The sequence below is a fragment of the Agromyces mariniharenae genome (genome assembly GCF_008122505.1).
GTDB lineage: Bacteria > Actinomycetota > Actinomycetes > Actinomycetales > Microbacteriaceae > Agromyces > Agromyces mariniharenae.
The window spans coordinates 1,428,232-1,451,409 of the sequence record NZ_VSSB01000001.1; the positions used below are offsets into that span (position 1 = coordinate 1,428,232).

The following is a 23,178-nucleotide window of genomic DNA, read 5'->3' on the forward strand; positions in this document are numbered from 1 at the left end:
GGCGGAGAAACCGCCGTGGCCGGTTACCGGATCGAGAAGTAGCTCACCGAGCCGCCGCCCGTGGCGAGGGCGGTGTCGACGTCCCAGAAGTCGGCGTCCTTCGTGTGGCCGCCGACCCAGACCTTCGTGCCGGCGTCGGAGTGCTCGACGCGGGTCACGACGGCGGTGTGGTCGCGGTCGCCCGAGCCATCCCAGTCGAACTGGGCGATGTCGCCCACCTTGACCTGCGAGCGCTGCGAGTCGTCGAGCTCGATCGCGCGGTCGGTGCGGGTGCGGAGGTAATCGCGCAGGGCGGTGGAGCTGGCCCAGCTCGGCGACATCGCGCCGGTGCCGCCGTCGAGGTACCAGCCGCCGTCCATCGCCCAGCCGCGCGCGATGAGGGACTGGCTGGCGAAGTTCGCGCAGTCGTAACCGTCGATCACCGGGTACTGGGCCGAGTTGTAACTGCTCCAATAGGTGAGCACGTAGGCGACCTGCGCGTCGATGCCGGGATCGCTCGTGTAGGTGAGGGTCAGCGTCCTGGGCGTGGTGGGCACCGCAGCCTCGGGCCGGCCGGTGAGCTCGCCCTCGAGCGGCTGCACCACCGACGTGCCGGCAGCGACCACGGCGGTCGGCATCTCGACGTCGATCGGCTGGCCCGCGGCATCCGCGAAGTGCACCTCGGCGATCGAGCCCGTCGCGGTGTCGGCGACGGCCGGCACCGCGAAGGTGACCTGACCCTCGTCGGCCGACACGATCGTCGCGGCGGCGTCGCCGACGCTGACGGCGGCGACCTGGTCGAGCTCCTCGCCCGTGACCGTCACCTGGGTGCCGCCGGTGAACGGCGCCGACGTGACCGAGAGCTCGCCCGTCACGGCCGGACCCTCGTCGACCTCGGAGGCAGGCTCGGCGGCGATCGTGTCGGTCGGGGTCGCACGGTCGACCGCATTCGCCGAGACCACGGTGCCGACCGAGGTGCCGTCGTTCGCGGCCGCCGCGACGGCGCCGAGCGCGGTCACGCCCATGATCGCCGAGGCGCAGCCGAGGGCGACGGTCCGGCGGAACGCGGCGCCCGGCGCTCGGCGGTTGCGCACGCGCTCGGCGCGGTGCCGCGGGCCCTTCGGGCGCGGCTGGGGGGTCGCCGTCGGCTCGGGCTCATCGGACGCCTCGGGCTCGAGCGCCGTCGTCGGCTCGGTCGCGTCCGACTCGGAGGCGTCGAGGGCGGCGAACACCGCACCAGCCTCATCGGACTCGATGGCGGGTTCTTCGGGCGCGGGGATCGCATCGAACTCGGATGCCGCACCCGGCTGCCAATCCGCGCCGAGCTCGCCCGTCACGGTCTCGGTCGGGTCGACGGCAGCGGCCGTGACGTCGTACGGGGAGGACGGAACTCGGAAGGTGGTGCGGAAGCGCACGGGAAGCTCAGGGGTATCGGGGGTCTTTGGCACGGCGAGGATCCGGGGGTGTCGGCATTAAGGGGGACACGGCACCCCATCACGCGTGCATGTGAAGGACCCGCTCGCTTACTGGGAGAAGCGTGAGAGCGCGATCACGACCACGACTTGGCATTGGGCGCCGCCTGCGGCCACGGCGCCGCGTCCACATCGGCGAGCAATCCTCGCTTGGGACCCAGCGACCCTACGCCCGCTCACCTGAACGGTCGCTGGGATTCGATGCGTGCGCATCGGTCCTCGAACGGAGCCGCAAGCCCGCGGCGCGCAGCGTTGCGCCCGCACGGCGTCGCCGACGGCGTCCCCTCGCCTGCCGGAATCCCGTTCGCGTGCTGGAATCCCGCCCGAACGGGATTCCCGCGCACAGCCGGGATTCCCGCCGACGGGCGGGTCCGACGTTCGGGTCCGGCGGGCGGGTCCGACGGGCGAGTCCGACGTTCGGGTCCGACGGGCGGGTCCGACGGGCGAGTCCGACGGGCGGGTCCGACGGGCGGGTCCGACGGGCGGGTCCGACGGGCGGGTCCGACGGGCGGGTGTCTTCCGCTCGGCAGGCAGGTGCGCTCAGACGGGCGGGGCCGCCCAGGCGCGCGGGTCCGCTCAGGCGGGCGCCTGGCGGCCGATCATGCGCAGGCGCAGCGCGGCGATCGCGAGCGGCACGAGCACGAAGATCGCCACCACGTTGACGGCCGCGAACCCGCCGGCGCCGAGCACGACGCCCGAGATCGCGGCGGCGCCGGCCGCGGCGACGTTCATCGCGGCATCCGTCGCACCCTGCAGCGGCACCCGGATGCGCTCGTCGACGGTGGTCGTGAGCAGCGTCGAGCCGCCGATGAGGCTCGCCGACCAGCCGAGGCCGAGCAGGCCGAGCGCGAGCGGGAGCAGCAGCACGTCGTCGGCCGGCGCGAGGATGCCGATCATCGTGGCCGTCACGAGGATCGCCGCACCGATGCCGATGACGCGGATCGAGCCGATGCGATCGGACAGCCAGCCCATGATCGGGCTCGCCCCGTACATGCCGAGGATGTGGATGCTGATCACCACGCCCACCAGCGACAACGACAGCCCGTGCTCGGTCATGTGCACGGGCGTCATGACCATCACGCAGATCATGACGGTCTGCGAGCAGACGATCGCGAGGATCGCCACGAGCGCACGCGGCTCCCGCACCGCGATGCGCAGCGCGTGCCACGAGCCGACGCGGCGTGCCGGCGCAGCGCTCGTGACGGATGCCTCGACCTCGGCGGATGCCGCAGCGGCCTCGGGCGTGGCGGCCGGGTCGACCGCGGCGGCATCGACGGCGGCCGGCGCGACCGCGGACTCGCGCGCGGAGCGGCTCGCGACCCCCGCGGCCGGAGCGGATTCGACCGCATCCGGAGCCGTCGCGGCATCCGCCGTCGCCTCGGTGTCGACGGCGAGGTGCCCCGCCTTCGGGATGCGCAGCAGCGTGCCGACGAGCAGCGTGGAAATCGCGAACGCCACCGCCGAGAACACGAACGGACCCACGAGCGGCGGCAGCCCGATGGCCTGCCCCACGGCGTCGCCGGTCTGCGAGAGCAGCGGGCCGGCGACCGAGCCGATCGTGGTGGCCCACAGCACGAGCGACATGGAACGGGCCTCGAAGCCCGGCGCGGCCACCTCGGTCGCCGCGAACCGCGCCTGCAGGCCGGCCGCCGCGCCCGCGCCGAACGCCGCGAGGCCGAGGAACACGAGGGGCGCCCACGCACTCGCGGCCGCGACGATCACGAGCAGGGCGCCGACGCACGCGAGCGCATAGCCGGTGGCGAGCGCGACGTGGCGGCCCGAGCGCACGGCGAGCTTGGCGAGCGGAATCGCCACGATGGCCGCGCCGAGCACACTCGACGACTGCGCGAGCCCGCCCATGGCGAGCGTGCCCGTGAGGTCGGCGGTGAGGATCGCGGCGAGGGCCATGCCCGTCGCCACGCCGACGCCGGCGAGCAGCTGGTTGACGATGAGCACCGTGAGGCCGAGGCCGCGCCGCGGCATCCGCGTGCCCTGGGTCGTCGTCGCGTCGGTACGAGCCGTCATCGGATCATCCGTAGTCGGGCGCCGGCGGGAGGCCGAAGAACTCCTCGAGCGTGGTCACGCCGGTCTCGCGCATCTCGGCGGCGAGCTCGGGGCCCACGAAGCGGAAGTGCCACGGCTCGAAGCTGTAGCCCGTGACCGGGGTCTTGTCGGCCGGGTAGCGCAGGATGAACCCGAATCGGTGGGCGTTGTCGCGCAGCCAGGCGCCCTCGGGCGTGTCGGCGAAGCAGACGTCGAGCGAGCACTCGCCCGAGAGCGGGCCGATGTCGATCGCGAACCCCGTCTGGTGCTCGCTGAACCCGGGCCGGGCGGTCGTGGCGTCGTCACCGTCGTAGACGTTCTCCTGCGAGGAGAACGACCGATAGGCGCTGTTCGACGCGAGCTCGAGGCCGGCCTCGGCCCTGGCCGCATCGAACATGGCGACGACGGCGTCCGATGCGATCTGCCGCAGCTCGGGCTCGTTCGTGTACTCGACCGGGACCTCGACCAGGTCGGGCGGCTCGAAGTCCTGGGGGTTGATCGGCCTCAGCTTGTTGACCACGATCCAGAGGCTGTTCGGGTCGTCGATCGAGTTGGCGGCCCGGTTGAACGTGTCGATGCTCGCGGGAGCGGGCGCCTCACCGGGCGAGGGCCGGGGCGTCGGCGTCTCCGTCTCCTCGGCGGCCGTCGACGAGTCGTCGCCCGACGACGGGAGGCCGGTGACGTAGCCGATGACCATCACCGCGATGGCGAGCAGGACGAGGCTCAGCGATCCCGCGATGACCAGCCGACGGCGCTGGCGCACCCGATCGGACGGTCCTTGCCGCTGGCTCGAAGACACCCGACGAGTCTACGCCGCGGATGCCGCGCAACCTGAGTCGGCGTCCGTGATCGGCCGGACCGAACGTCCCGTTCGCAACGTCGCGCACGACCCCCAGGACGTGCCGGTGCAGCGCATCCCCGCGGCGGAATACATCACGGCTCGGTAACGAAACGAATTCGTGAGAGCGCTCTCTTGACATTCGTGAGAGCGCTCTCGTAGCATCATGCCTTGCATCGTGAGAGCGCTCTCACCCGGGTGGGAGTGCGTCCTCACGTGACCATTCCGATCCCACCATCCACACGCACACAAGGGAGTGACCGTGAAGCTTTCACGACGCACCACGGTGATCGCGGCCGCCGCAGGCGCCGCCTCGATCGCCCTCATCGCCGCCGGCTGCGCACCGGCGTCCGACTCCGGTTCGGACGACGGCGGCAAGGTCGAGTTGACCGTCGCGACGTTCAACGACTTCGGGTACACCGACGAGCTCCTCCAGGAGTACATGGACGAGAACCCGAACGTCACCGTCGTGCAGAACAAGGCGGCGACGTCGAACGACGCTCGCGCGAACTACTTCCAGAAGCTCGGCAAGAAGGGCCTCGCCGACGTCGAGGCGATCGAGGTCGACTGGCTGCCCGAGGTCATGCAGTACTCCGACCTGCTCGCCGAGGTCCCCTCCGGCACGGCCGACCGCTGGCTCGACTGGAAGGTCGACGCCGCCACCGACGCCGACGGCCGCCTGATCGGCTACGGCACCGACATCGGCCCCGAGGGCGTCTGCTACCGCTCCGACCTGTTCGCCGCGGCCGGCCTCCCCACCGACCGCGAGTCGGTCGCCGCGCTCCTCGAGGGCGACTGGGCCAAGTACTTCGAGGTCGGCGCGCAGTACACCGCCGCCACGGGCAAGGCCTGGTTCGACTCGGCCGGCGGCACCTACCAGGGCATGGTGAACCAGGTCGAGGCCGCCTACGAGGACCCCGACTCGGGCGACATCATCGCGACCGACAACGCCGAGGTCGAGGACATCTACAACCAGGTGCTCGACGCGAGCGCCGCGCAGTCGGCCCACCTCGGCCAGTGGAGCGACGACTGGTTCGCCGGGCTCTCGAACGGCGCCTACGCGACCATGCTCTGCCCGGGCTGGATGCTCGGCGTCATCTCGGGCAACGCGGAGGGCGTCACCGGCTGGGACGTCGCGAACGTCTTCCCGAACGGCGGCGGCAACTGGGGCGGCTCGTACCTGACCGTCCCCGCCAACGGCGCGCACGTCGAGGAGGCCCAGAAGCTGGCCGACTGGCTGACCGCTCCCGAGCAGCAGATCAAGGCGTTCGTCAACGCGGGCACCTTCCCGAGCCAGAACGACGCCTACACCGACGAGGCCCTCACCGGCTTCGTGAACGAGTACTTCAACAACGCGCCGGTCGGCGAGATCTTCACCGACCGCGCGAAGGCGGTCTCGGTCGCGCCGTTCAAGGGCGAGTTCTACTTCCAGATCAACGATGCGATGCAGAAGGCGCTGACCCGCGTCGAGGACGGCACGCAGGACAAGCAGGCTTCGTGGGACCAGTGGGTCTCCGAGGTCGAGGCCATCGGCTGACCTGAGGCGACGCCTCGCGTGGCGGGTCGGGCACGTCCCGGCCCGCCACGCCCCTCGCACCCGACCGGAACGCAAGGAACGACCGTGACCACGACTGCAACGAACGCGACGGCCCCGCCGTCCTCCCCGAGCCGCCCCGACCCGGCTCGGCCCGATCGGCCCCGACGCGAACCGCGACGCATCGCGTTCGGGCACCGGCTCAGCCGGTGGGACCTGAAGCTGTCGCCGTACCTCTACGTCTCGCCGTTCTTCATCCTCTTCATCGTCGTCGGCCTGTTCCCCATCGCGTACACCGCGGTCATCTCCTTCATGGACTGGGACCTGGTGCGGAACTCCGGCGAGTTCATCGGCTTCGAGCAGTACGTCTACGTGCTCACGCAGCCGAAGTTCTGGATCGCCCTGCGCAACACGTTCAGCATCTTCCTGCTCTCGAGCGTGCCGCAGCTGATCCTCGCGATCTTCATCGCCGCCATGCTCGACCAGAACATCCGCGCGAAGACGTTCTGGCGCATGGGCGTGCTCCTCCCCTACGTCATGGCACCCGTCGCAGTGGCCCTCATCTTCAGCAACATGTTCGGCGACAAGTACGGCCTCGTGAACACGACCCTCGCCGACCTCGGGATCCCGCCGATCATGTGGCACAGCGACGCCTTCGCCAGCCACGTCGCCATCGCGACGATGGTGAACTTCCGCTGGACGGGTTACAACACCCTCATCCTGCTCGCGGCGATGCAGGCGATCCCGCGCGATTACTACGAGGCCGCGGCGATCGACGGCGCCTCGAAGCTGCGCCAGTTCTTCGCGATCACCGTTCCGAGCCTGCGCCCCACGCTCATCTTCGTGATCATCACGTCGACCATCGGCGGCCTGCAGATCTTCGACGAGCCGCGCATGTACGACCAGTACGGCACGGGCGGCGCCGACTCGCAGTGGCTGACCATCACGCTGTACCTCTACGACATCGGCTGGGGCCAGTGGAACTTCGGCCGCGCCGCAGCCCTCGCGTGGATCCTGTTCCTCATCATCCTGGCCATCGGCATCATCAACCTGCTCGTCACGCAGCGGGTGGTGCGCGACGAGGGCGCTCGTGGCAGCCTCGGCCGCCGCGAGCAGCGCGCCGCCGCCCGCGCGGCCCGGCGCGACCTGCGCCGCGCCACCTCCTCGGGCACGCTCGCGGATGCCCCGGCTCCCACCACCGACACCCCGGAGGCCGCACGATGAGCGTCCTGAACCCCGCACCCCTCGCCGTCGTCGAGGAGGGCATCCCGAACGCCTCGACCCGGCGTCGCCGTCCCCGCCGGGTGCAGGGCTCCCGCCCCGGCTGGTTCGTCTACACGAGCCTCGTGATCGTGCTCGGCGCAGCGATCTTCCCCTTCTACTGGTCGTTCCTGATCGGCTCCGGGGATGCCTCGACGATCCGCGATCCGAACATGTCGTGGCTGCCCGGGGGCAACTTCCTCGAGAACGCGGCATCCGTCATCAACGACCCGGCCGTGAACTTCTGGCGCGCGCTGTGGAACTCCGTCTACAGCTCGGCGCTCATCGCGGCATCCGTCGTCTTCTTCTCGACGCTCGCCGGCTGGGCGTTCGCGAAGCTCCGCTTCCGCGGCTCGAAGTGGCTGCTCGTCTTCGTGGTCGCCACGATGGCCGTGCCGACGCAGCTCGGCGTCGTGCCGCTGTACATCCTGTTCAGCGACCTCGGTTGGACGGGGAACATCGGGGCGATCATCATCCCGGCGCTGACCAGTGCGTTCGGCGTGTTCTGGATGACCCAGTACCTGCAGCAGGCGGTGCCCGACGAGCTCATCGAGGCGGCGCGCGTCGACGGCGCGAGCTCGTTCCGCACGTTCCTCACGGTGGGCCTGCCCGCCGCGCGGCCCGCCGCCGCGATGCTCGGGCTGTTCACGTTCGTCTCGGCCTGGAACAACTTCTTCTGGCCGTTCATCGTGCTCGACCGCAACGACCCGACCCTGCCCGTCGCGCTCTCGCTCCTGCAGTCGAACTACTTCGTCGACTACTCGATCGTGCTCGCCGGCGTGCTGCTGTCGACCATCCCCCTCCTCATCCTGTTCGTGTTCGCGGGCAAGCAGCTCGTGAGCGGCATCATGGCGGGAGCCGTGAAGGGATGACCATCGACCTCCGAGAGGACCGCACCCACGTGACCGACCTGGCCACCTCCACCATCGCCCCCGCACGACCCTTCCCGGCCGACTTCCTGTTCGGCGCCGCGACCGCGGCCTTCCAGATCGAGGGCGCCGCCTTCGAGGGCGGTCGCACGGCGTCGATCTGGGACGCGTTCTGCCGCGTGCCGGGTGCCGTGATCGACGGCGACACCGGCGACGTCGCGTGCGACCACTACCACCGGATGCCGCAGGACGTCGCCCTGATGCGGGACCTCGGCCTGCAGACGTACCGGTTCTCGACCTCGTGGGCGCGGGTGCGGCCCGACGGCGGACCGGTGAACCCGACTGGCGTCGACTTCTACTCGCGCCTCGTCGACGAGCTGCTCGGCGCGGGCATCAAGCCGTGGCTCACGCTCTACCACTGGGACCTTCCGCAGGCGCTCGAGGAGCGCGGCGGCTGGGCGAACCGCGACACCGCGGAGCTGTTCCGCGACTACGCGCTCTCGATGCACGACGCACTCGGCGACCGGGTCGACGTGTGGACCACGCTCAACGAGCCCTGGTGCTCGTCGTTCCTCAGCTACACGGGCGGCGCGCACGCACCGGGCCGGCAGGATGTCGCGGCCGGCCTCGCGGCGGGCCACCACCTGCTGCTCGCCCACGGGCTCGCGGTGCAGGCGCTGCGCGAGCGCGACCCCGGCCTCGAGCTCGGCATCACGCTCAACCTCGCCCCGGTGCATCCGGTGGACCCGTCGGATGCCGGCGACGTCGACGCGGCCCGGCGCATCGACGGGCAGTTCAACCGCTTCTTCCTCGACCCGATCTTCCGCGGGGCGTACGCCGACGACCTGCTCGCCGACGTCGGCCCGCTCGGACTCGACGCCGTCGTGCGTCCGGGCGACCTCGAGGTCATCTCGACGCCGATCGACACGCTGGGCGTGAACTACTACCACGGCGAGCACGTCAGCGCCCGTCCCGCACCCATCGAGCTGCAGGGCAGCGCGCCGACCGACCGGCCGACCCGCTCGCCGTTCCCGGCCGCCGACGGCGTGCACTGGCACCCCCAGGGCCTGCCGACCACGGCGATGGACTGGGAGGTCGAGCCCGACGGCCTGCGCGAGCTGCTCGTGCGCGTGCATCGCGAGTACGCGGATGCCGCGGGCGTGAAGCTCTACGTCACCGAGAACGGCGCCGCCTACGACGACGTCGTCGCGGCCGACGGCGCGGTGCACGACGAGGAGCGCGCGGAGTTCCTGCGCGGCCACCTCGGGGCGATCCTCGACGCGATCGAGGAGGGCGCCCCCGTGCACGGCTACTTCTACTGGTCGCTGCTCGACAACTTCGAGTGGGCCTGGGGCTACGACAAGCGATTCGGGCTGGTGCGGGTCGACTACGACACGCAGGTGCGCACGGTGAAGGACAGCGGGCTGGCGTACTCGGCGATCATCCGCGACCGGGCGCTGCCGGGTCGCTGACGCGGCATCCGCCCGAATCGACTGCGACCCGCGTCGCAAGCCCGGCGCGGAAGCCGCACCACGGAAATAGACTGAGTGACATGCAGGGGGGTGGTGGCATCAAGACGCGACCCACCGCGCCGACCCTCGAAGAGGTCGCGCGCGAGGCCAATGTCTCCCGTGCGACCGTCAGCCGGGTCGTGAACGGCTCCCCCAAGGTCAGCCCCGACGTCGTCACCGCCGTGAACGCGGCGATCGCGAAGCTCAACTACGTGCCCAACCGGGCTGCGCGCTCGCTCGCGAGCCGCACGTCGGGGGCGATCGCGCTGATCGTGCCCGAGGACACCACCATGTTCTTCGGCGACCCGTACTTCGCGGCGATCGTGCAGGGCATCACGCGGCGGCTCGACGAGAGCGAGTTCCTGCTCAACCTGCTCGTCGCGTCGACGGATCCGAGCCACAAGACGCTGCGCTACCTGCGCTCAGGCGTCGTCGACGGCGCGCTCGTCATCTCCCACCACGAGGGCGACGACCTGCAGCGGGAGGCCGGGCTGGCGCTGCCCCTCGTGTTCGGCGGACGCCCGTCGCAGGCGGGCGACCACATCTTCGTCGACGTCGACAACGTCGAGGGCGGGGCGACCGGCACGTCGCACCTCGTCGACATCGGCCGGCGACGCATCGGCACGGTCTCGGGTCCGCTCGACATGCCCGCAGGCGTCGACCGGCTCGAGGGCTACCGTCGGGCGATGGATGCCGCGGGCATGCCGTCGGATGCGTACGAGGTGGCCGACTTCACCGCGGCCGGCGCGATGGAGGCGACCCGTCGCCTGCTCGATCGGTTCCCCGACCTCGACGGCCTCTTCGTCGCGAGCGACCTCATGGCGACGGGCGCGTTCGCCGCAATCGCCGAGCGCGGCCGCTCGGTGCCCGACGACATCGCGGTGGTCGGCTTCGACGACAGCCCGGCGGCGCTCTCGGGCCCGATGCCTCTGACGACCGTGCACCAGCCGTCGGAGCAGATGGGCTTCGAGATGGCCGACCTGCTGCTGCGGCACCTCGCGGGCGACCCCGACGTGCCGCACCGCAACATCATGCCGACGCACCTCGTGAAGCGCGCGTCCGCGTAGCTCGCTCAGCCGGCCGAGGCGGGCACGCCCACCTCGAAGCGCACGCCCGCGATGCCCGCGAAGCGCGCGCGCATGACGTCGATCGCCTCGGGGTTCTCGTCGACGAGCACGAAGCGTCGGCCGAGGGTCGCGGCGACCGCGCCCGTCGTGCCCGATCCGGCGAAGAAGTCGAGCACCCAGTCGCCCTCGCGAGTCGAGGCCTGCACGATGCGCCGCAGGATCCCCTCGGGCTTCTGCGTCGGGTAGCCCGTCTTCTCCCTGCCGGTCGGCGACACGATCGTGTGCCACCACACGTCGGTGGGCAGCTTGCCGAGCTCGGCCTTCTCGGGCGTCACGAGCCCCGGCGCCATGTACGGCTCGCGGTCGACCGCGGTCGAGTCGAACCAGTAGCGGTCGGGGTCCTTCACGTACACCAGGATCGTGTCGTGCTTCGTCGGCCAGCGGCGCTTCGCCTTGGCGCCGTAGTCGTACGCCCACACGATCTCGTTGAGGAAGCACTCCCGTCCGAACAGCGCGTCGAGCAGCACCTTCGCGTAGTGCGCCTCGCGGTAGTCGAGGTGCAGGTAGAGCGTGCCGTCGTCGGCGAGCAGCCGCCACGCCTCGGCGAGCCGCGGCTCGAGGAACCCCCAGTAGTCGTCGAACCGGTCGTCGTAGCGCAGCAGGTCGCCGCGGATGCGCTCGTACCGCTTGCCGGCGAAGCCGGTGATGGTTCCGGATGCCGCGGGCGGCGCGGCATCCGACCCCGTCACCCGCACGTGGCGGGTGGACTGCCGCGCCTGCGACCGGCCGGTGTTGAAGGGCGGATCGAGGTAGACGAGCGTGAAGTACCCGTCGGGCAGCGACGGCAGCACCGCGAGGTTGTCCGCGTGGATGATGCGGTCTGGGTCGTCGGATGCCACGGCCACCAGTCTGCCAGCGACCCCGCCTCCGGTGGTCGAGTAGCGCCCGACGGAGTCGGACGCGTATCGAGACCCCTGAGCCGGCCCCCTCAGTGCACGTGCACCCTCGCGTCCGCGGCACCGCCCCCGACCGCCACCGGATCCTCGGCCGCGGGCGCCCCGACCGCCTCCGCGACCGCGCCCGCCGAGTGCACGACTCGACCGCCCACGACGGTGACCTCGGCGTGCTCCCCGAGCAGCCCCGCGGGATCGTGCTCGTGCCGGGAGAGGTCGTCCGACCACACCACGAGGTCGGCGTCCATTCCGGGCCCGAGCCACCCACGCGACGCCTCCAGGTGCCACGCCCGTGCGCCGTGCAGGGTGTACGCCTCGAGCGCACGATCGAGGCCGACGCGCTCGTCGGCGGTCCACGCGTCGCTCCCGTCGAGCCCTGCGCGGGTCGCCGCCGAGTAGAGGCCGACGAGCGGGTCCATCTCGCCCACCTGCCAGTCGCTCGAGAACGCGACGGTCGCGCCCGAGCGCAGCAGGCTGTCGAATCGCCATGCCCGGCTCCAGCGCTCCTCGCCGACGTTCTCCATCCACGTGCCGGCCACGAGGTCGGGCGAGCAGTGCCGAGGCTGCATCGCGGCGGTCACGCCGAGCGCGCGGAACCGCGGAAGGTCGTCGGGGTGCAGGCACTCGACGTGCACGATGCCGTGCCGGCGGTCGCGCGTGCCGTTGACGCGTGCGGCGTGCTCGATCGCGTCGAGGGCGAGGCGGATGCCGCCGTCCCCCGTCGCGTGGGTGTGGGTCTGGAAGCCCATCCGGTCGAGCTCGCCGATGACGCCGACGAGCTCGCGGTCGGGGTAGCTCGGTCGTCCGCGCACGCCGGGACGGTTCGCGTAGTCCTCGAGCATGAGGGCGGTGTGCGGCTCGATCACGTCGTCGGCGTAGAGCTTCAGCGGGCCGAGGCGCAGCAGCCCCGCGGCATCCGGAGCCTCGTTCGCCCGGTCGACCGCGTCGCGCAGCCGGCGGCGGAACGCGGCATCCGCCCCCACCGGATGGAACAGCGCGGTGATCACCCGCGACGTGAGGGCGCCCTCGGCGAGCGCGCGCTCGAAGAGCGGCAGCTCGGCCAGCGGCACCTGCGGCTCGACGACGGTCGTGATGCCGAGCGCGGTCGCCATGCGCATGCTCGAGCGCAGCTTGCGGTAGCGGCGCTCGGGCGAGTACATCGGGATGTCGCGCTGGAGCGCCGCGAGCCCGGCGACGGTCATGGCACTCGTGTAGAAGTCGGTCACCCAGCCCGTCGGCTCGCCCGTGACGGGGTCGCGCTCGGCACGTCCCCAGGCGAGGTCGCCGCCGTCGGCCACGCCGAGCGCCCGCAGGGCGGCCCGGTTGAGCCAGACCGAGTGCTGGTCGTACGTCGTGACGAAGATCGGTCGCCCGGGCGCGTCGAGCCCGTCGAGGTCGGCCGCGTTCGGACGCCGGCCGTCGACGATCGAGTAGACGGCGTTCTCGGCGCAGATCCAGTCGAGGTCGGGCCGCCGGGCCGCGAACCCGGCGATGCGGCGGCGCACCTCGGCGAGGTCGTGGGCGCCCTCGAGCGACACGGCGTCCTCGTCGAAGCCCAGCAGCAGGTGGTTGTGGCTGTCGATGATGCCGGGAGTCACCAGCCGGCCGTCGGCCTCGATGCGGCGGCGCGCGTTCGGGGCATCCGCCGACGGCCCGACGTAGGCGATGCGGTCGTCGACGATGCCGACGGCCTCGGCCCAGGGCGCCGCGGGATCGAACGTGCGCACGCGGGCGTCGGTGATCAGCGTGTCGAGCATCATGCAGAGAACTCCTCGTCGTCGTCGCCGTGCAGCAGGTGAAGCGCGGCGGGGCTGCGGCGCAGGTACAGCGCGTAGTACGCGAATCCGGCGCCGACGATGCCGAACGCGATGCCGAGGCTCAGCCACTGGGCGGGGTCGAGGATGCCGATCACGAAGATGGCCCCGATCGCGAGCAGGGCGATCGCCGGCGGCAGGGGCCAGAGCGGCATCCGGTAGCCGTTCGCAGCTGCGGATGCCGCGGCGGTCGGGCTGACCGCGTCCGCGGATGCCGCGGCCTCCGTCGCCCTCGTGCGCCGCACGGCGAACGCGGCGAGCGCGATGAACCCGTAGCTGAACGCGAGCGTCGAGCCCGTGGCGTTGAGCAGCACGTCGAACGGGATGAAGCACGCGGCGAGCGCGAGCACGCCCATGACGATCGTGGCGGCGACGGGCATCTTCGTGCGCGCCGACACCACCGCGAGCGGACGCGCGATCGCGTCGGGCATCGCCCGGTCGCGGGCCGCCGCGAACAGGAGGCGGCCCGACTGCAGGGCGATCGCGATGATCGCGTTGACGATGGCGAGTGCGATCGCGATGAGCACGACGACCGAGACCGCTTCACCCGCACTCGCCGAGAGGAACGACTCGACCGGCAGGGCGGCGCCGAAGAGGTCCTCGAGCGAGTCGGCGCCCATGAGGATCGCCGTGAGCGGCACGAGCTCGGCGAGCACCGTGATGCCCGCGCTCCAGAGCACGGCCTTCGCGATGGCGCGGCGCGCGTCCTTCGTCTCCTCGGCGAAGTACACCGCACCGCCGTAGCCGTTGTACGAGAAGATCCCCTGCGTGACCGCGAGCACGAGGCCGGCGATGCCGAGCGGCGCGAGTCCACCCGTCGCGGCATCGAGCGCCTGCGGGTCGAGCAGCTCGGTGATCGGCCGCTCGACGTGCACGAAGCCGAGCAGCGCGAGCAGGGCCAGCGCGGCGATCTCGACGAAGAGGAAGGCGCCCGTGACCCAGGCGTTCGTGCGGATGTTGAAGCACGCGGTCACGACGGCCAGCGCGATGACGATGAGGGCCGTCCCCAGCGGGTCGAGTCCCGCGATGGCGACGCCGAGGTAGTCGGCGACCCCGAGCGCGAAGATCGCGACGATGAGCGGCAGGCTCACGAGGCCGATGAAGAACACGGCCGCGCCGGCCGCGGGTCCGAGCACCCGGCTGACGAGCGAGTAGTCGCCGCCGGCGATCGGATGCCGCGACGCGAGCTCGGCGTAGCAGAACGCGATGAGGACGCTGATGACGCCGGCGAGCAGGAAGCCCCAGAACACGCCGGTGCCGTAGCCGGCGAGCGCGGCGCCGCCGAGGATGAACACGCTGGAGGCGGGCGAGATGCCCGAGAGCGTGATGAGGACGTTGCCGCCCACGCCGAGCGATCGCGAGAGGTGCGCGCCGTGCGTGGTGGTGGCAGCGGTGTCGAGGGCGGCGGCCGCCGCGCCGGGTGGGGTCTGAGGGGACATCATCGGCCTCTTCCAGGTGATCGGGGATTCTTTGACACTTGCGTCAAAGAATGCGCCGAGTCTGGCACGAGCGTCCAGTAGTGTCAACCGCATGGCTCGACCGAAGCGGCAGGAGGCGCGGCGCGCGGCCCTCATCGAGGCGACGTACGCGGCAGGACGCGCGCACGGACTGCGGTCGCTCTCGCTCACGGATGTCGCGGAGCAGGCCGGGCTCACGCGGGGCGCGATCCTCTACTACTACGAGGACCTCGACGCGCTCCTCGTCGAGGCGCACTCGGCCGGCGTCGAGCGGTTCTGCGACGACCGCGACCGGCTCGTCGCCACGATCGACGATCCCCGCGATCGGCTGGGCGCCGCGATCGACGCGGGACTTCCGAGCGGACCCGACGACGCGCTCATGAGCCTGCTCTACGAGTTCGACGTGCTCGCCGGCAACTCCGCACTGCACGACGAACTCGTGCAGACCATGTACCTGCGGCAGCTCGCGACGTACCGCGGGATCCTCGCGGCCGGCCGCGAGGCGGGCGTCTTCTCACCGCGCCTCGAGGACGACGAGCTCGCGATGACCTTCGTCGCCCTCGAGGACGCGTACGGGCTGCACATCGTGGGCGGCAACGCGCTCATGACGGTCGACGCCGCAGCCGCGGCCATGCGCGCGGTCGCGGGCGACCTCGGCTGCCCGACGAGCAGCTGATCGGACCTTCCCATCGGGCCGCGCTCGGCGTAGGTTGCGGAGCGGGGGTGGTCGCTGTGCGCACGCTCATCGTGGTGGAATCCATCTTCGGCAACACCGAGGCCATCGGTCGCGCGATCGCGACGGGCATCGGCGGCGACGTCGAAGTACTGGGCACGGATGCCGCGCCCGACCGCATCCCCGACGACGTCGACCTGGTCGTGGTCGGGGGTCCGACCCATGCGTTCACGATGTCGACGCCCGCGACCCGCAAGTCGGCGAAGGAGCAGGGGGCCGAGGAGGTCCCGATCCGCGGCATCCGCGAGTGGCTCGACGGGCTCGCCACGCCGACGCAGCCGCCGCGCGTCGCGACGTTCGACACTCGCACGGTGTCACCGCGACTCCCCGGCTCGGCCGCGAAGAAGGCGATCAAGCACCTCGTGCGCCGCGGGATGCAGCCCATCGCGAAGCCCGAGACGTTCGGCGTGCACGGCTACTCGGGTCCGCTCGCCGACGGCGAGACGGCGCGGGCCGAGCGCTGGGGGCGTGAGCTCGCGGCGGCCTTCGCAGGTTGAGTCGCCGGCTCAGCGGTGGTCGATGTCGAGGCGGATGCGACCGCGGAACCGGTCGGGATCGTCGTCGTCGGCGTCGTTCGCGGCGAACGCGATACCCTTGTCGCCGTCGCCCGGCAGGGGCGCGGGCGCGGGGAGCCGGCTCTGGCGATCGAGCTCGACCGCGGCCTCGTGCTTGCGCGGTGCGAACACCTCGTCGCCGATCATCATGATGCCACCGCCACCGCCACCGCCGCGGCGGGTCTTGTCGGAGAGGTCGATCCAGCCGAGCCGCACGGCGAGCACGCCGAAGGCCACGACGAGCAGGGCGATGCCGACCCAGATCCACCAATCCACCCGGCGATTCTAGCGGGCGTTCGCTGAGCACTCTTCAGGAGTTCCGCACCCGCGGGGCCGCCGACGCTCCGAATCCTCCTGAGAACGGCTCGAATCCGGGGTCCGGCTCCTGAGAAACGATGAGGAGCAGATGCCGGGTCAGGGAACCCGGTAGAGCCACTCCCGCGTCGAGAACTTCGACTCGACGAGGGCCTCGGCCTCGGCGCGCTCGTCGTCGGCGACCTGCCCGCGCGTCGCGCCATAGAGGTCGGTGAACGTCTGCTTCAGGCTCTCGATGATCGCGCCGCGGCTGAGGCCCGTCTGCGAGCGCAGCGGGTCGACGCGCTTGGCCGCCGACGCGATGCCCTTGTCGCTGATCTTCTCGCGGCCGATGCGCAGCACCTCGAGCATCTTCTCGTTGTCGAGGTCGTACGCCATGGTCACGTGATGCAGCACGCCGCCCGAGCCGAGGCGCTTCTGCGCGGCGCCGCCGATCTTGCCGAGCGGGCTCGCGATGTCGTTGAGCGGCTGGTACGTCGCCTCGATGCCGATCGCGCGCAGGCCCTGCAGCACCCAGTCGTCGAGGAACGCGTAGGAGTCGGCGAAGCTCATCCCCTGCACGAGCTCCGAGGGCACGTAGAGCGAGTACGTCACGACGTTGCCGCGCTCCATCATCATGGCGCCGCCCCCCGAGATGCGGCGCACGACGTCGAAGCCGTAGCGCTCGGCGCCCTCGGGGTCGACCTCGTTCCTCACCGACTGGAAGCTGCCGATCACCACGGCCGACTCGTCCCACTCCCAGAAGCGCAGCGTCGGCTTGCGGCGGCCCTCGCCGACGCGCGTCGCCAGCACCTCGTCGAGGGCGAGGTGCAGCCGCGGCGGCACGGCGGGCTCGTGCACGATCTCCCACTCGTAGTTCGCCCAGCTCGTGGCATCCGTCATCGCACGACGCACCGCCACGGCGACCGCGTCGGCCGAGAAGCCGAGCATCACCGCGCCGGGACGAAGGCCCGCGGTGATCGCGGCCGAGAGCTGCTTGGCATCGGATGCCGCGGGCAGCCCCTCGAGCGCCGCGTCGATGTCGGCGAGCGCCTCGTCGGGCTCGAGGAAGAAGTCGCCCGCCACGCGGGGATTGCGGATGACGCCGTCGACGACGTCGAAGTCGACGACCACGAGCTTGCCACCGGGCACCTTGTACTCACCGTGCATGGGCTACAGCCTACGGATGCCGCGGGGTTCGTCGAGCGGGTTTCGCCCACGGCGAGAGCGGCCCACGCGGGCCGGGTCCGGCACTGCTAGCGTGCCGCCATGACCACGTTCTTCCTCGCCCGGCACGGCGAGACCGTGTGGCACGCCGAGCATCGCTACGCGGGCAACTCGGATGTCGCGCTGACGCGCCACGGGCTCGGGCAGGCCGCCGCGCTCGGCGCCTGGGCGGCCGACGCGCAGCTCGATGCGATCGTCGCCTCGCCGCTCAGCCGGGCGAAGCGATCCGCGGCCCCGGCGGTCGAGACGACCGGCCTGGAGCTGCGCATCGACGAGCGGCTCGTCGAGATCGACTTCGGCGTGGCCGAGGGCCTCACGCCCGACGAGATCGCCGAACGGCACCCCGAGGACTGGGCGGCGTTCCGCACGGCGCCCGCGACGAATCCCCTGCCCGGCGGCGAGAGCGGACGTGCGGGCATCGCGCGTGCGCTCCCCGTGTTCGACGACCTCCACCGCGAGTTCCCCGACGGCCGGGTGCTCATCGTCGGCCACGCGACCCTCATCCGGCTGCTGTTCTGCGAGCTCGCGGGCATGGACCCCGACGGATACCGCGACTTGCTGCCCGTGCTCGGCAACTGCCACCTGACGACGATCGAGTATCCGTGGGCCACCGAGTCGCGGGCGACGCACCACCCGCGCATTCGCCTGCTCGGGTTCGACGTGCCGCCCGCGCAGGCGCACTGACGAGCGTCGGGTTCAGTCGACCGCGAACCGCTCGTCGAGCCAGCGGATGAGGTCCTCGCGGACCTCCTCGCGGTTGATCTCGTTGAACACCTCGTGCCGTGCGCCCTCGTAGACGATGAGCGTCGCGTCGACGAGCTGCGCCCGCCGCACGAAGTCCTTCAGGAGGGCCTTCGCGCTGCGCTCCCCGGCCACGGGGTCGTCGGAGCCGACCAGGACGAGCAGCGGCAGCTCGCTCGGGATCCGCTTCGACGGCCGGGTGATGAGCGAGAACGACTGCGGCCACCCGAAGAGCTGCTGCAGCGTGCGGTGGGTCGTGTAGGGGTCGCGCATGAAGTCCTGTGCGACCTGCGGGTCGCGGCTCAGCCACTCGACCGGGGTGCCGCCCGGACGAGCGAACCTCTTGTTCAGGTCGCCGGTGTTGGTGAACCCGAGCTGCAGCCACGCGGTGCCACTGAGCACGACCGCGTCGTAGCGGTCGGGATGCCGGTTCACCACGTGCTGCGACATGAACGATCCCCACGAGTGGCCGAGCAGCACGAGCGGGACGTCGCCGCCCTCGGCGTCGCGGATCACCTCGCCGAAGCGCTCGACGCCGGCGATCGCGGCGCCCATGCCGCCGGGCCCGGGCCGCCCCATGCGCCTCAGGTCGCCGCCGTGCTGCTCGAAGCCGGTCTGCCCGTGGCCGCGGTGGTCGTCGGCCCACACCGAGTACCCCGCCGCGTTCAGCGCCTGGATCAGCGCGCCGTAGCGGCCGATGTGCTCGCCGATCCCGTGCGCGAGCTGGATCACGGCGTTGGCCTCGGGCACCCGCCAGGACTCGTAGTGGATCCGGACCCCGTGCGCGTCGGTGAACGTCGGCATGCCGACATCATGTCAGGCGCGGCACGCCTGAGACGCTGCGGGCACGTGCGCGGGCGCGCCGCAGACACCGCGGGGCTCGCACGGATTCGCTCATCGAGATCCGCGGAATTCCTTGACTGCGGTGAAACCAAACTGATTCTATGTGACTGTTTTGCTGGGTTTCAAATCACATTCGATCAGTTCAACGTGGAAAGTGAGAGAAGATGATCCATCACCGGACACCCCGCAGGGGCCTCGTCGCGAGGACCTGCGGGATCGGCCTCGCCGCCCTCCTGGCGGCCACCGGCGTCGGCGTCGCACCGGCGTTCGCGGCGAGCGAGACGAGCACGACCACTGCCGCGCCGGCGGTGGCCACCGCCGCGCCGACCCCGATCCCGGTCGAGAAGGTGAACCCCGAGGTGCCCGTGGATGCCGCGGGCGCCACGCTCGGCGCCATCACCGCGGTGACGCAGGACGGCGGTCAGGTGACGCTGTCGGCCGAGCACGGAGCGGCGCGCGTGACGTTCCTCGAGGGCGGGACGTTCCGGATCGAGGCCGATCCGAGCGGCGCGTTCACCGACCCGGCGAACACCCCGCAGGACGACCCCGCGCGCACCGCGGACATCGTCGTCGGGCGAGACACGTTCGACGGCACCGACGTGACCGTCGCCGAGGGCGACACGATCCGGATCGCAACGGAGGCGGTCGCCGTCGAGGTCGACCGGGCGACCGGCGCGTTCCGTGCGGTGCGACCCGACGGCTCGGTCGTCTTCGCCGAGTCGGCCCCGATCACGTTCGGCGCGGCATCGGCGACCCAGCACCTCGCGCTCGGCGACGGCGAGCAGTTCCTCGGCGGCGGCATGCAGAACGGACGCTCGGTGCACACGGGCGCCACGATCAACATCGCCCGCAACTTCGACTGGGATGACGACGGCTACCCGAACGCCGTGCCGTACTACATGTCGTCGAACGGGTACGGCGTGCTCCGCAACACCTTCGCCAGGGGCAGCTACGACTTCGCCACGGGCACGACGACGCACGAGGAGCGGCGGTTCGACGCGTACTACTTCGTGGGCGACTACGGCCAGGCGCTCGAGTCCTACACCCAGCTCACGGGTCGGCCCATGATGCCGCCGGTCTACGCCCTCGAGTACGGCGACGCCGACTGCTACAACCGCTCGAGCCCGACCTACAGCTCCTCGGGCTTCGGCGACCCCGAGAACACGAAGCAGCGCACGCCGCAGTCGCTGAACGTCGCGAAGCAGTTCGTCGAGCACGACATGCCCGCCGGCTGGATGCTCGTGAACGACGGCTACGGCTGCGAGTACCAGGAGCTCCCCGCCACCGTGGACTCGATCGAGGAGCAGACCGGCCTGAAGGTCGGCCTCTGGACGCAGCGCTCGCTCACGAACCAGGAGTACGAGGTCGGCGAGGCGGGCGTCCGCCTGCGCAAGCTCGACGTCGCCTGGGTCGGCTCCGGCTACCGCCAGGCCCTCACCGGCTGCGAGGCCGCCCACGACGGCATCGAGCAGTACTCCGACGCGCGCGGCACGTCGCTCATGGTCGAGGGCTGGGCGGGATCCCAGCGCTGCGGCATGCAGTGGACGGGCGACCACACGGGCAACCTCGACGCCGTGCGGTGGCAGGTCTCCGCGCTGACGGGCGCCGGCAACTCGGGGCTCCCGTTCACGACCGGCGACGTCGACGGCATCTTCGGCGGCTCCGCCGAGAGCTACGTCCGCGACCTGCAGTGGAAGGCGTTCGCGCCGGCGCTGTACTCGATGAGCGGCTGGGCGCGCACCGACAAGCGGCCGTGGCTCTACGGCGACGAGGCGACCGAGATCAATCGCTCCTACCTGCAGCTGCGGCAGCGGCTCATGCCCTACATCTACACGCTCGCCGAGGAGTCGCACCGCACGGGCCTGCCGATGATGCGATCGGTTGCGCTCGAGTACCCGACCGATCCCGGCGCCTACAGCGTCGAGGCGAACAACGAGTTCCTGCTGGGTGAGGACTTCCTCGTGGCGCCGGTCTTCAGCGACACCGACGTGCGCAACGGCATCTACCTGCCCGCGGGAGACCAGTGGGTCGACTTCTGGACCGGACAGGTGCACGAGGGCGGCACCGTGCTGAACGGACACCCCGCGCCGCTCGACCGCCTCCCGGTGTTCGTGCGCGCGGGCGCGGTAGTGCCCCAGGGCATCGTCGCGCGCAACGCGTCACTCGTGCCCGAGGACTCCCCCGTCACGCTCTCGGTGTACCCGCAGGGCGACTCGGCGTTCACGCTCTACGAGGACGACGAGGTCACCCGCGGCTACGCCGACGGCGAGTCGAGCCGGCAGGAGTTCACGGTCGAGGCGCCGAAGGCCGGGAAGACCGGCACCGTGAAGATCGGCATCGGCGAGCGCGACGGCGACTACGACGGCAAGGCCGACGCCCGGGCCTACCGGGTGGAAGTGCACACCGGCTCCGAGCCGAACACCGTGAAGCTCGGCTCGACGACCCTCCAGCGCGTCGACGACGCGAACTCGCTCGACGGCGACGCCGGATGGGCCTGGCTCCCCGACGCGACCGGCGGCGTGGTCGTCGTCGCGACGGGCTCGATCGGGTCCGAGGCATCCGCACGCCTGGTGCTCACCGACACGAGCGCGGTGGGCGGCCAGGACGCCGACGCCGCCGCGGCATCCGTCGAGGTCGCGCTCGCAGACCGCGTGTTCCAGGGGGAGCAGACCACGGTCACCGCGACCTTCACGAACACCGGCACGAAGGCGAAGGACGATGTCGTACTGACGCCGGTCGCGCCCGAGGGCTGGACCCTGGTCTCGGCGGCGGGCGATCGTGCCGCCACAGTGAAGAAGGGCGAGTCCGTCACGGCCGAGTTCGTGTTCGATGTGACGGATGCCGCGGCCGCCGATGCCCAGACGGTCACCGTGGTCGCGGGCTACACGTCGGGCTCGAGGCAGCAGCGCGAGGTGTCGGGCACGAACCAGCTCTACGTCGCCTTCGGCTCGCTGCAGGGCGCGTTCGACACGGTGTCGATCACGGATGTCGCCACCGCCGGCGCGGGCGACTTCGACGGCGGCGGGGCATCCTTCTCGAAGGCCGCGCTCGAGCAGGCGGGCGTGGTTCCGGGCGGCACCGTGACGGTCGGGTCGGGCGACACCGCCGTCTCCTACCGCTGGCCCGAGCCGGTCGGAGCGCCGAACTCCGTGGCGCTCGGCGCCCAGACGATCGCCGTGCGCGGCCAGGGCACGCACCTCGCGATCCTCGGCTCGGCGGCGGCGGGCGGCGGGGTGAGTCCCGAGCTCACGCTCACCTACGCCGACGGGACCGTGACGAAGCAGCCCGTGTTCTTCCCGAACTGGGTGTTCGCGTCGAACCTCGGCGGGGCGAAGGTCGCGGTCAGCTCGAAGGGACGGAACAGCGCCTCGAACCCGAACGTCTACGAGTACTCGCAGTACGACTACCAGGCGTTCTCGAACCTCGTGCGGCTCATCCCGTCGAAGGAGCTCGCGTCGGTGACGCTGCCCACCGAGGGCCGGGCGAAGTTCTTCGACTGGCAGGTCGTGTCGCAGCCGCTGCCGCCCGCGCCGACGGCGTCCGCCTGGGCGTCCGACCTGCCGTGGATCAGCGCAACGAACGGCTGGGGCGTCATCGGCAAGGACGTCGCGAACAAGGACGCGGCGAACTCGCCCGACCTGCCGCTGAAGGTCAACTACACCGACCCGGCCACCGGCCAGTCGCCGGTGTACGCGAAGGGCCTGGGCGTGCACGCGGCATCGAAGATCACCTACTACGTCGGCGGCGAGTGCCAGGCGTTCACGGCGCAGGTCGGGCTCGAGTCCGGCTTCGGCGGGAACGTGATCTTCAAGGTCGACGCCGACGGGGCGAACCGGTACCAGTCGCGCACCTTCACTCCCGGGTTCGCGCCGGAGTCGGTGAACGTCGACCTGACGGGCGTGCAGTACGTCGACCTCGTGGTCGAGGCGCCCGGCAGCATCAACGGCGCGCACGGCATCTGGGGCGACGCCCGGTTCACGTGCGAGTGA

General features: G+C 71.4%; 18 protein-coding genes. 9 read left to right on the forward strand and 9 right to left on the reverse strand.

Annotated features, from left to right (window positions below; genetic code table 11):
• Positions 1-23 precede the first annotated feature (23 nt).
• The 3 genes from FYC51_RS06520 to FYC51_RS06530 all read right to left on the reverse strand — a co-directional run bounded on the left by FYC51_RS06520 (position 24) and on the right by FYC51_RS06530 (position 4,293).
• On the reverse strand, positions 24-1,427 hold the full coding sequence (locus tag FYC51_RS06520) for an amidase domain-containing protein (protein WP_148732803.1): 1,404 nt from the start codon (positions 1,425-1,427) through the stop codon (positions 24-26).
• A gap of 600 nt (positions 1,428-2,027) precedes the next feature.
• The gene (locus FYC51_RS06525; protein WP_148732804.1) at positions 2,028-3,476 is read right to left on the reverse strand and encodes an MFS transporter; all 1,449 of its coding nucleotides are present in this window, start codon (positions 3,474-3,476) and stop codon (positions 2,028-2,030) included.
• A 4-nt stretch (positions 3,477-3,480) separates the two neighbouring features.
• Positions 3,481-4,293: a M15 family metallopeptidase gene (locus FYC51_RS06530; protein ID WP_238476243.1), complete on the reverse strand. Its 813-nt coding sequence runs from the start codon at positions 4,291-4,293 to the stop codon at positions 3,481-3,483.
• Between the two features lie 295 nt (positions 4,294-4,588).
• On the opposite strand from FYC51_RS06530, the gene FYC51_RS06535 reads away from it, so the two are divergent.
• From FYC51_RS06535 to FYC51_RS06555, 5 genes are all read left to right on the forward strand, one after another.
• Positions 4,589-5,869, forward strand: a complete 1,281-nt coding sequence (locus FYC51_RS06535; protein ID WP_420797217.1) for an ABC transporter substrate-binding protein — start codon at positions 4,589-4,591, stop codon at positions 5,867-5,869.
• An 84-nt stretch (positions 5,870-5,953) separates the two neighbouring features.
• On the forward strand, positions 5,954-7,090 hold the full coding sequence (locus FYC51_RS06540; protein ID WP_187432519.1) for a carbohydrate ABC transporter permease: 1,137 nt from the start codon (positions 5,954-5,956) through the stop codon (positions 7,088-7,090).
• Positions 7,087-7,998: a carbohydrate ABC transporter permease gene (locus FYC51_RS06545; RefSeq protein ID WP_148732806.1), complete on the forward strand. Its 912-nt coding sequence runs from the start codon at positions 7,087-7,089 to the stop codon at positions 7,996-7,998. Before FYC51_RS06540 ends, FYC51_RS06545 begins: the two co-directional genes overlap by 4 nt.
• Positions 7,995-9,467, forward strand: a complete 1,473-nt coding sequence (locus tag FYC51_RS06550) for a GH1 family beta-glucosidase (protein ID WP_148732807.1) — start codon at positions 7,995-7,997, stop codon at positions 9,465-9,467. The genes FYC51_RS06545 and FYC51_RS06550 overlap by 4 nt, the downstream gene beginning before the upstream one ends.
• 80 nt (positions 9,468-9,547) lie before the next feature.
• Positions 9,548-10,573 (forward strand): LacI family DNA-binding transcriptional regulator, encoded by a 1,026-nt coding sequence (locus FYC51_RS06555; protein ID WP_148732808.1) that lies wholly within the window; start codon positions 9,548-9,550, stop codon positions 10,571-10,573.
• Between the two features lie 5 nt (positions 10,574-10,578).
• Here the strand turns inward: FYC51_RS06555 and FYC51_RS06560 are convergent, their stop codons facing one another.
• From FYC51_RS06560 to FYC51_RS06570, 3 genes are all read right to left on the reverse strand, one after another.
• The gene (locus FYC51_RS06560; RefSeq protein WP_420797218.1) at positions 10,579-11,472 is read right to left on the reverse strand and encodes a DNA-methyltransferase; all 894 of its coding nucleotides are present in this window, start codon (positions 11,470-11,472) and stop codon (positions 10,579-10,581) included.
• Positions 11,473-11,561: 89 nt separating this feature from the next.
• Positions 11,562-13,286 (reverse strand): amidohydrolase, encoded by a 1,725-nt coding sequence (locus tag FYC51_RS06565; protein ID WP_222863211.1) that lies wholly within the window; start codon positions 13,284-13,286, stop codon positions 11,562-11,564.
• Entirely contained in the window at positions 13,283-14,779 is a 1,497-nt protein-coding gene (locus tag FYC51_RS06570; RefSeq protein WP_238476245.1) for an APC family permease, read from the reverse strand. Before FYC51_RS06570 ends, FYC51_RS06565 begins: the two co-directional genes overlap by 4 nt.
• A 91-nt stretch (positions 14,780-14,870) precedes the next feature.
• Between FYC51_RS06570 and FYC51_RS06575 the strand changes: the two genes are divergently transcribed.
• Both FYC51_RS06575 and FYC51_RS06580 read left to right on the forward strand, forming a co-directional pair.
• The gene (locus FYC51_RS06575; protein ID WP_148732810.1) at positions 14,871-15,473 is read left to right on the forward strand and encodes a TetR/AcrR family transcriptional regulator; all 603 of its coding nucleotides are present in this window, start codon (positions 14,871-14,873) and stop codon (positions 15,471-15,473) included.
• A 74-nt stretch (positions 15,474-15,547) separates the two neighbouring features.
• Complete coding sequence (locus tag FYC51_RS06580) at positions 15,548-16,027, forward strand: flavodoxin family protein (protein WP_238476246.1); 480 nt, start codon at positions 15,548-15,550, stop codon at positions 16,025-16,027.
• 9 nt (positions 16,028-16,036) lie between these two features.
• Here FYC51_RS06580 and FYC51_RS06585 read toward each other — a convergent pair whose 3' ends face one another.
• Positions 16,037-16,360, reverse strand: coding sequence for a hypothetical protein (locus FYC51_RS06585; protein ID WP_148732811.1), 324 nt, complete (start codon positions 16,358-16,360; stop codon positions 16,037-16,039).
• A gap of 138 nt (positions 16,361-16,498) precedes the next feature.
• A complete protein-coding gene (locus FYC51_RS06590) occupies positions 16,499-17,548 on the reverse strand; it encodes a lipoate-protein ligase LplAB (RefSeq protein ID WP_148732812.1) in 1,050 nt (349 codons plus the stop codon).
• Positions 17,549-17,647: 99 nt separating this feature from the next.
• On the opposite strand from FYC51_RS06590, the gene FYC51_RS06595 reads away from it, so the two are divergent.
• Positions 17,648-18,289 carry a histidine phosphatase family protein gene (locus FYC51_RS06595; protein ID WP_148732813.1) on the forward strand — a complete coding sequence of 214 codons (642 nt, stop codon included), beginning with the start codon at positions 17,648-17,650 and terminating at the stop codon, positions 18,287-18,289.
• Positions 18,290-18,301: 12 nt separating this feature from the next.
• On the opposite strand, the gene FYC51_RS06600 is transcribed toward FYC51_RS06595, so the two are convergent.
• Complete coding sequence (locus FYC51_RS06600) at positions 18,302-19,150, reverse strand: alpha/beta fold hydrolase (protein ID WP_148732814.1); 849 nt, start codon at positions 19,148-19,150, stop codon at positions 18,302-18,304.
• Between the two features lie 203 nt (positions 19,151-19,353).
• Here FYC51_RS06600 and FYC51_RS06605 point away from each other — a divergent pair, with 203 nt between their 5' ends.
• A complete protein-coding gene (locus FYC51_RS06605) occupies positions 19,354-23,178 on the forward strand; it encodes an NPCBM/NEW2 domain-containing protein (protein ID WP_222863212.1) in 3,825 nt (1,274 codons plus the stop codon).

Excerpts from the sequence above, each read along its gene's own strand:
- FYC51_RS06525 (WP_148732804.1), bottom strand. The coding sequence starts at position 3,476 with ATGACGGCTCGTACCGACGCGACGACGACCCAGGGCACGCGGATGCCG.
- FYC51_RS06545 (WP_148732806.1), top strand. The coding sequence starts at position 7,087 with ATGAGCGTCCTGAACCCCGCACCCCTCGCCGTCGTCGAGGAGGGCATC.
- FYC51_RS06550 (WP_148732807.1), top strand. The coding sequence starts at position 7,995 with ATGACCATCGACCTCCGAGAGGACCGCACCCACGTGACCGACCTGGCC.
- FYC51_RS06555 (WP_148732808.1), top strand. The coding sequence starts at position 9,548 with ATGCAGGGGGGTGGTGGCATCAAGACGCGACCCACCGCGCCGACCCTC.
- FYC51_RS06565 (WP_222863211.1), bottom strand. The coding sequence starts at position 13,286 with ATGATGCTCGACACGCTGATCACCGACGCCCGCGTGCGCACGTTCGAT.
- FYC51_RS06570 (WP_238476245.1), bottom strand. The coding sequence starts at position 14,779 with ATGTCCCCTCAGACCCCACCCGGCGCGGCGGCCGCCGCCCTCGACACC.
- FYC51_RS06575 (WP_148732810.1), top strand. The coding sequence starts at position 14,871 with ATGGCTCGACCGAAGCGGCAGGAGGCGCGGCGCGCGGCCCTCATCGAG.
- FYC51_RS06590 (WP_148732812.1), bottom strand. The coding sequence starts at position 17,548 with ATGCACGGTGAGTACAAGGTGCCCGGTGGCAAGCTCGTGGTCGTCGAC.
- FYC51_RS06595 (WP_148732813.1), top strand. The coding sequence starts at position 17,648 with ATGACCACGTTCTTCCTCGCCCGGCACGGCGAGACCGTGTGGCACGCC.
- FYC51_RS06600 (WP_148732814.1), bottom strand. The coding sequence starts at position 19,150 with ATGCCGACGTTCACCGACGCGCACGGGGTCCGGATCCACTACGAGTCC.
- FYC51_RS06605 (WP_222863212.1), top strand. The coding sequence starts at position 19,354 with ATGATCCATCACCGGACACCCCGCAGGGGCCTCGTCGCGAGGACCTGC.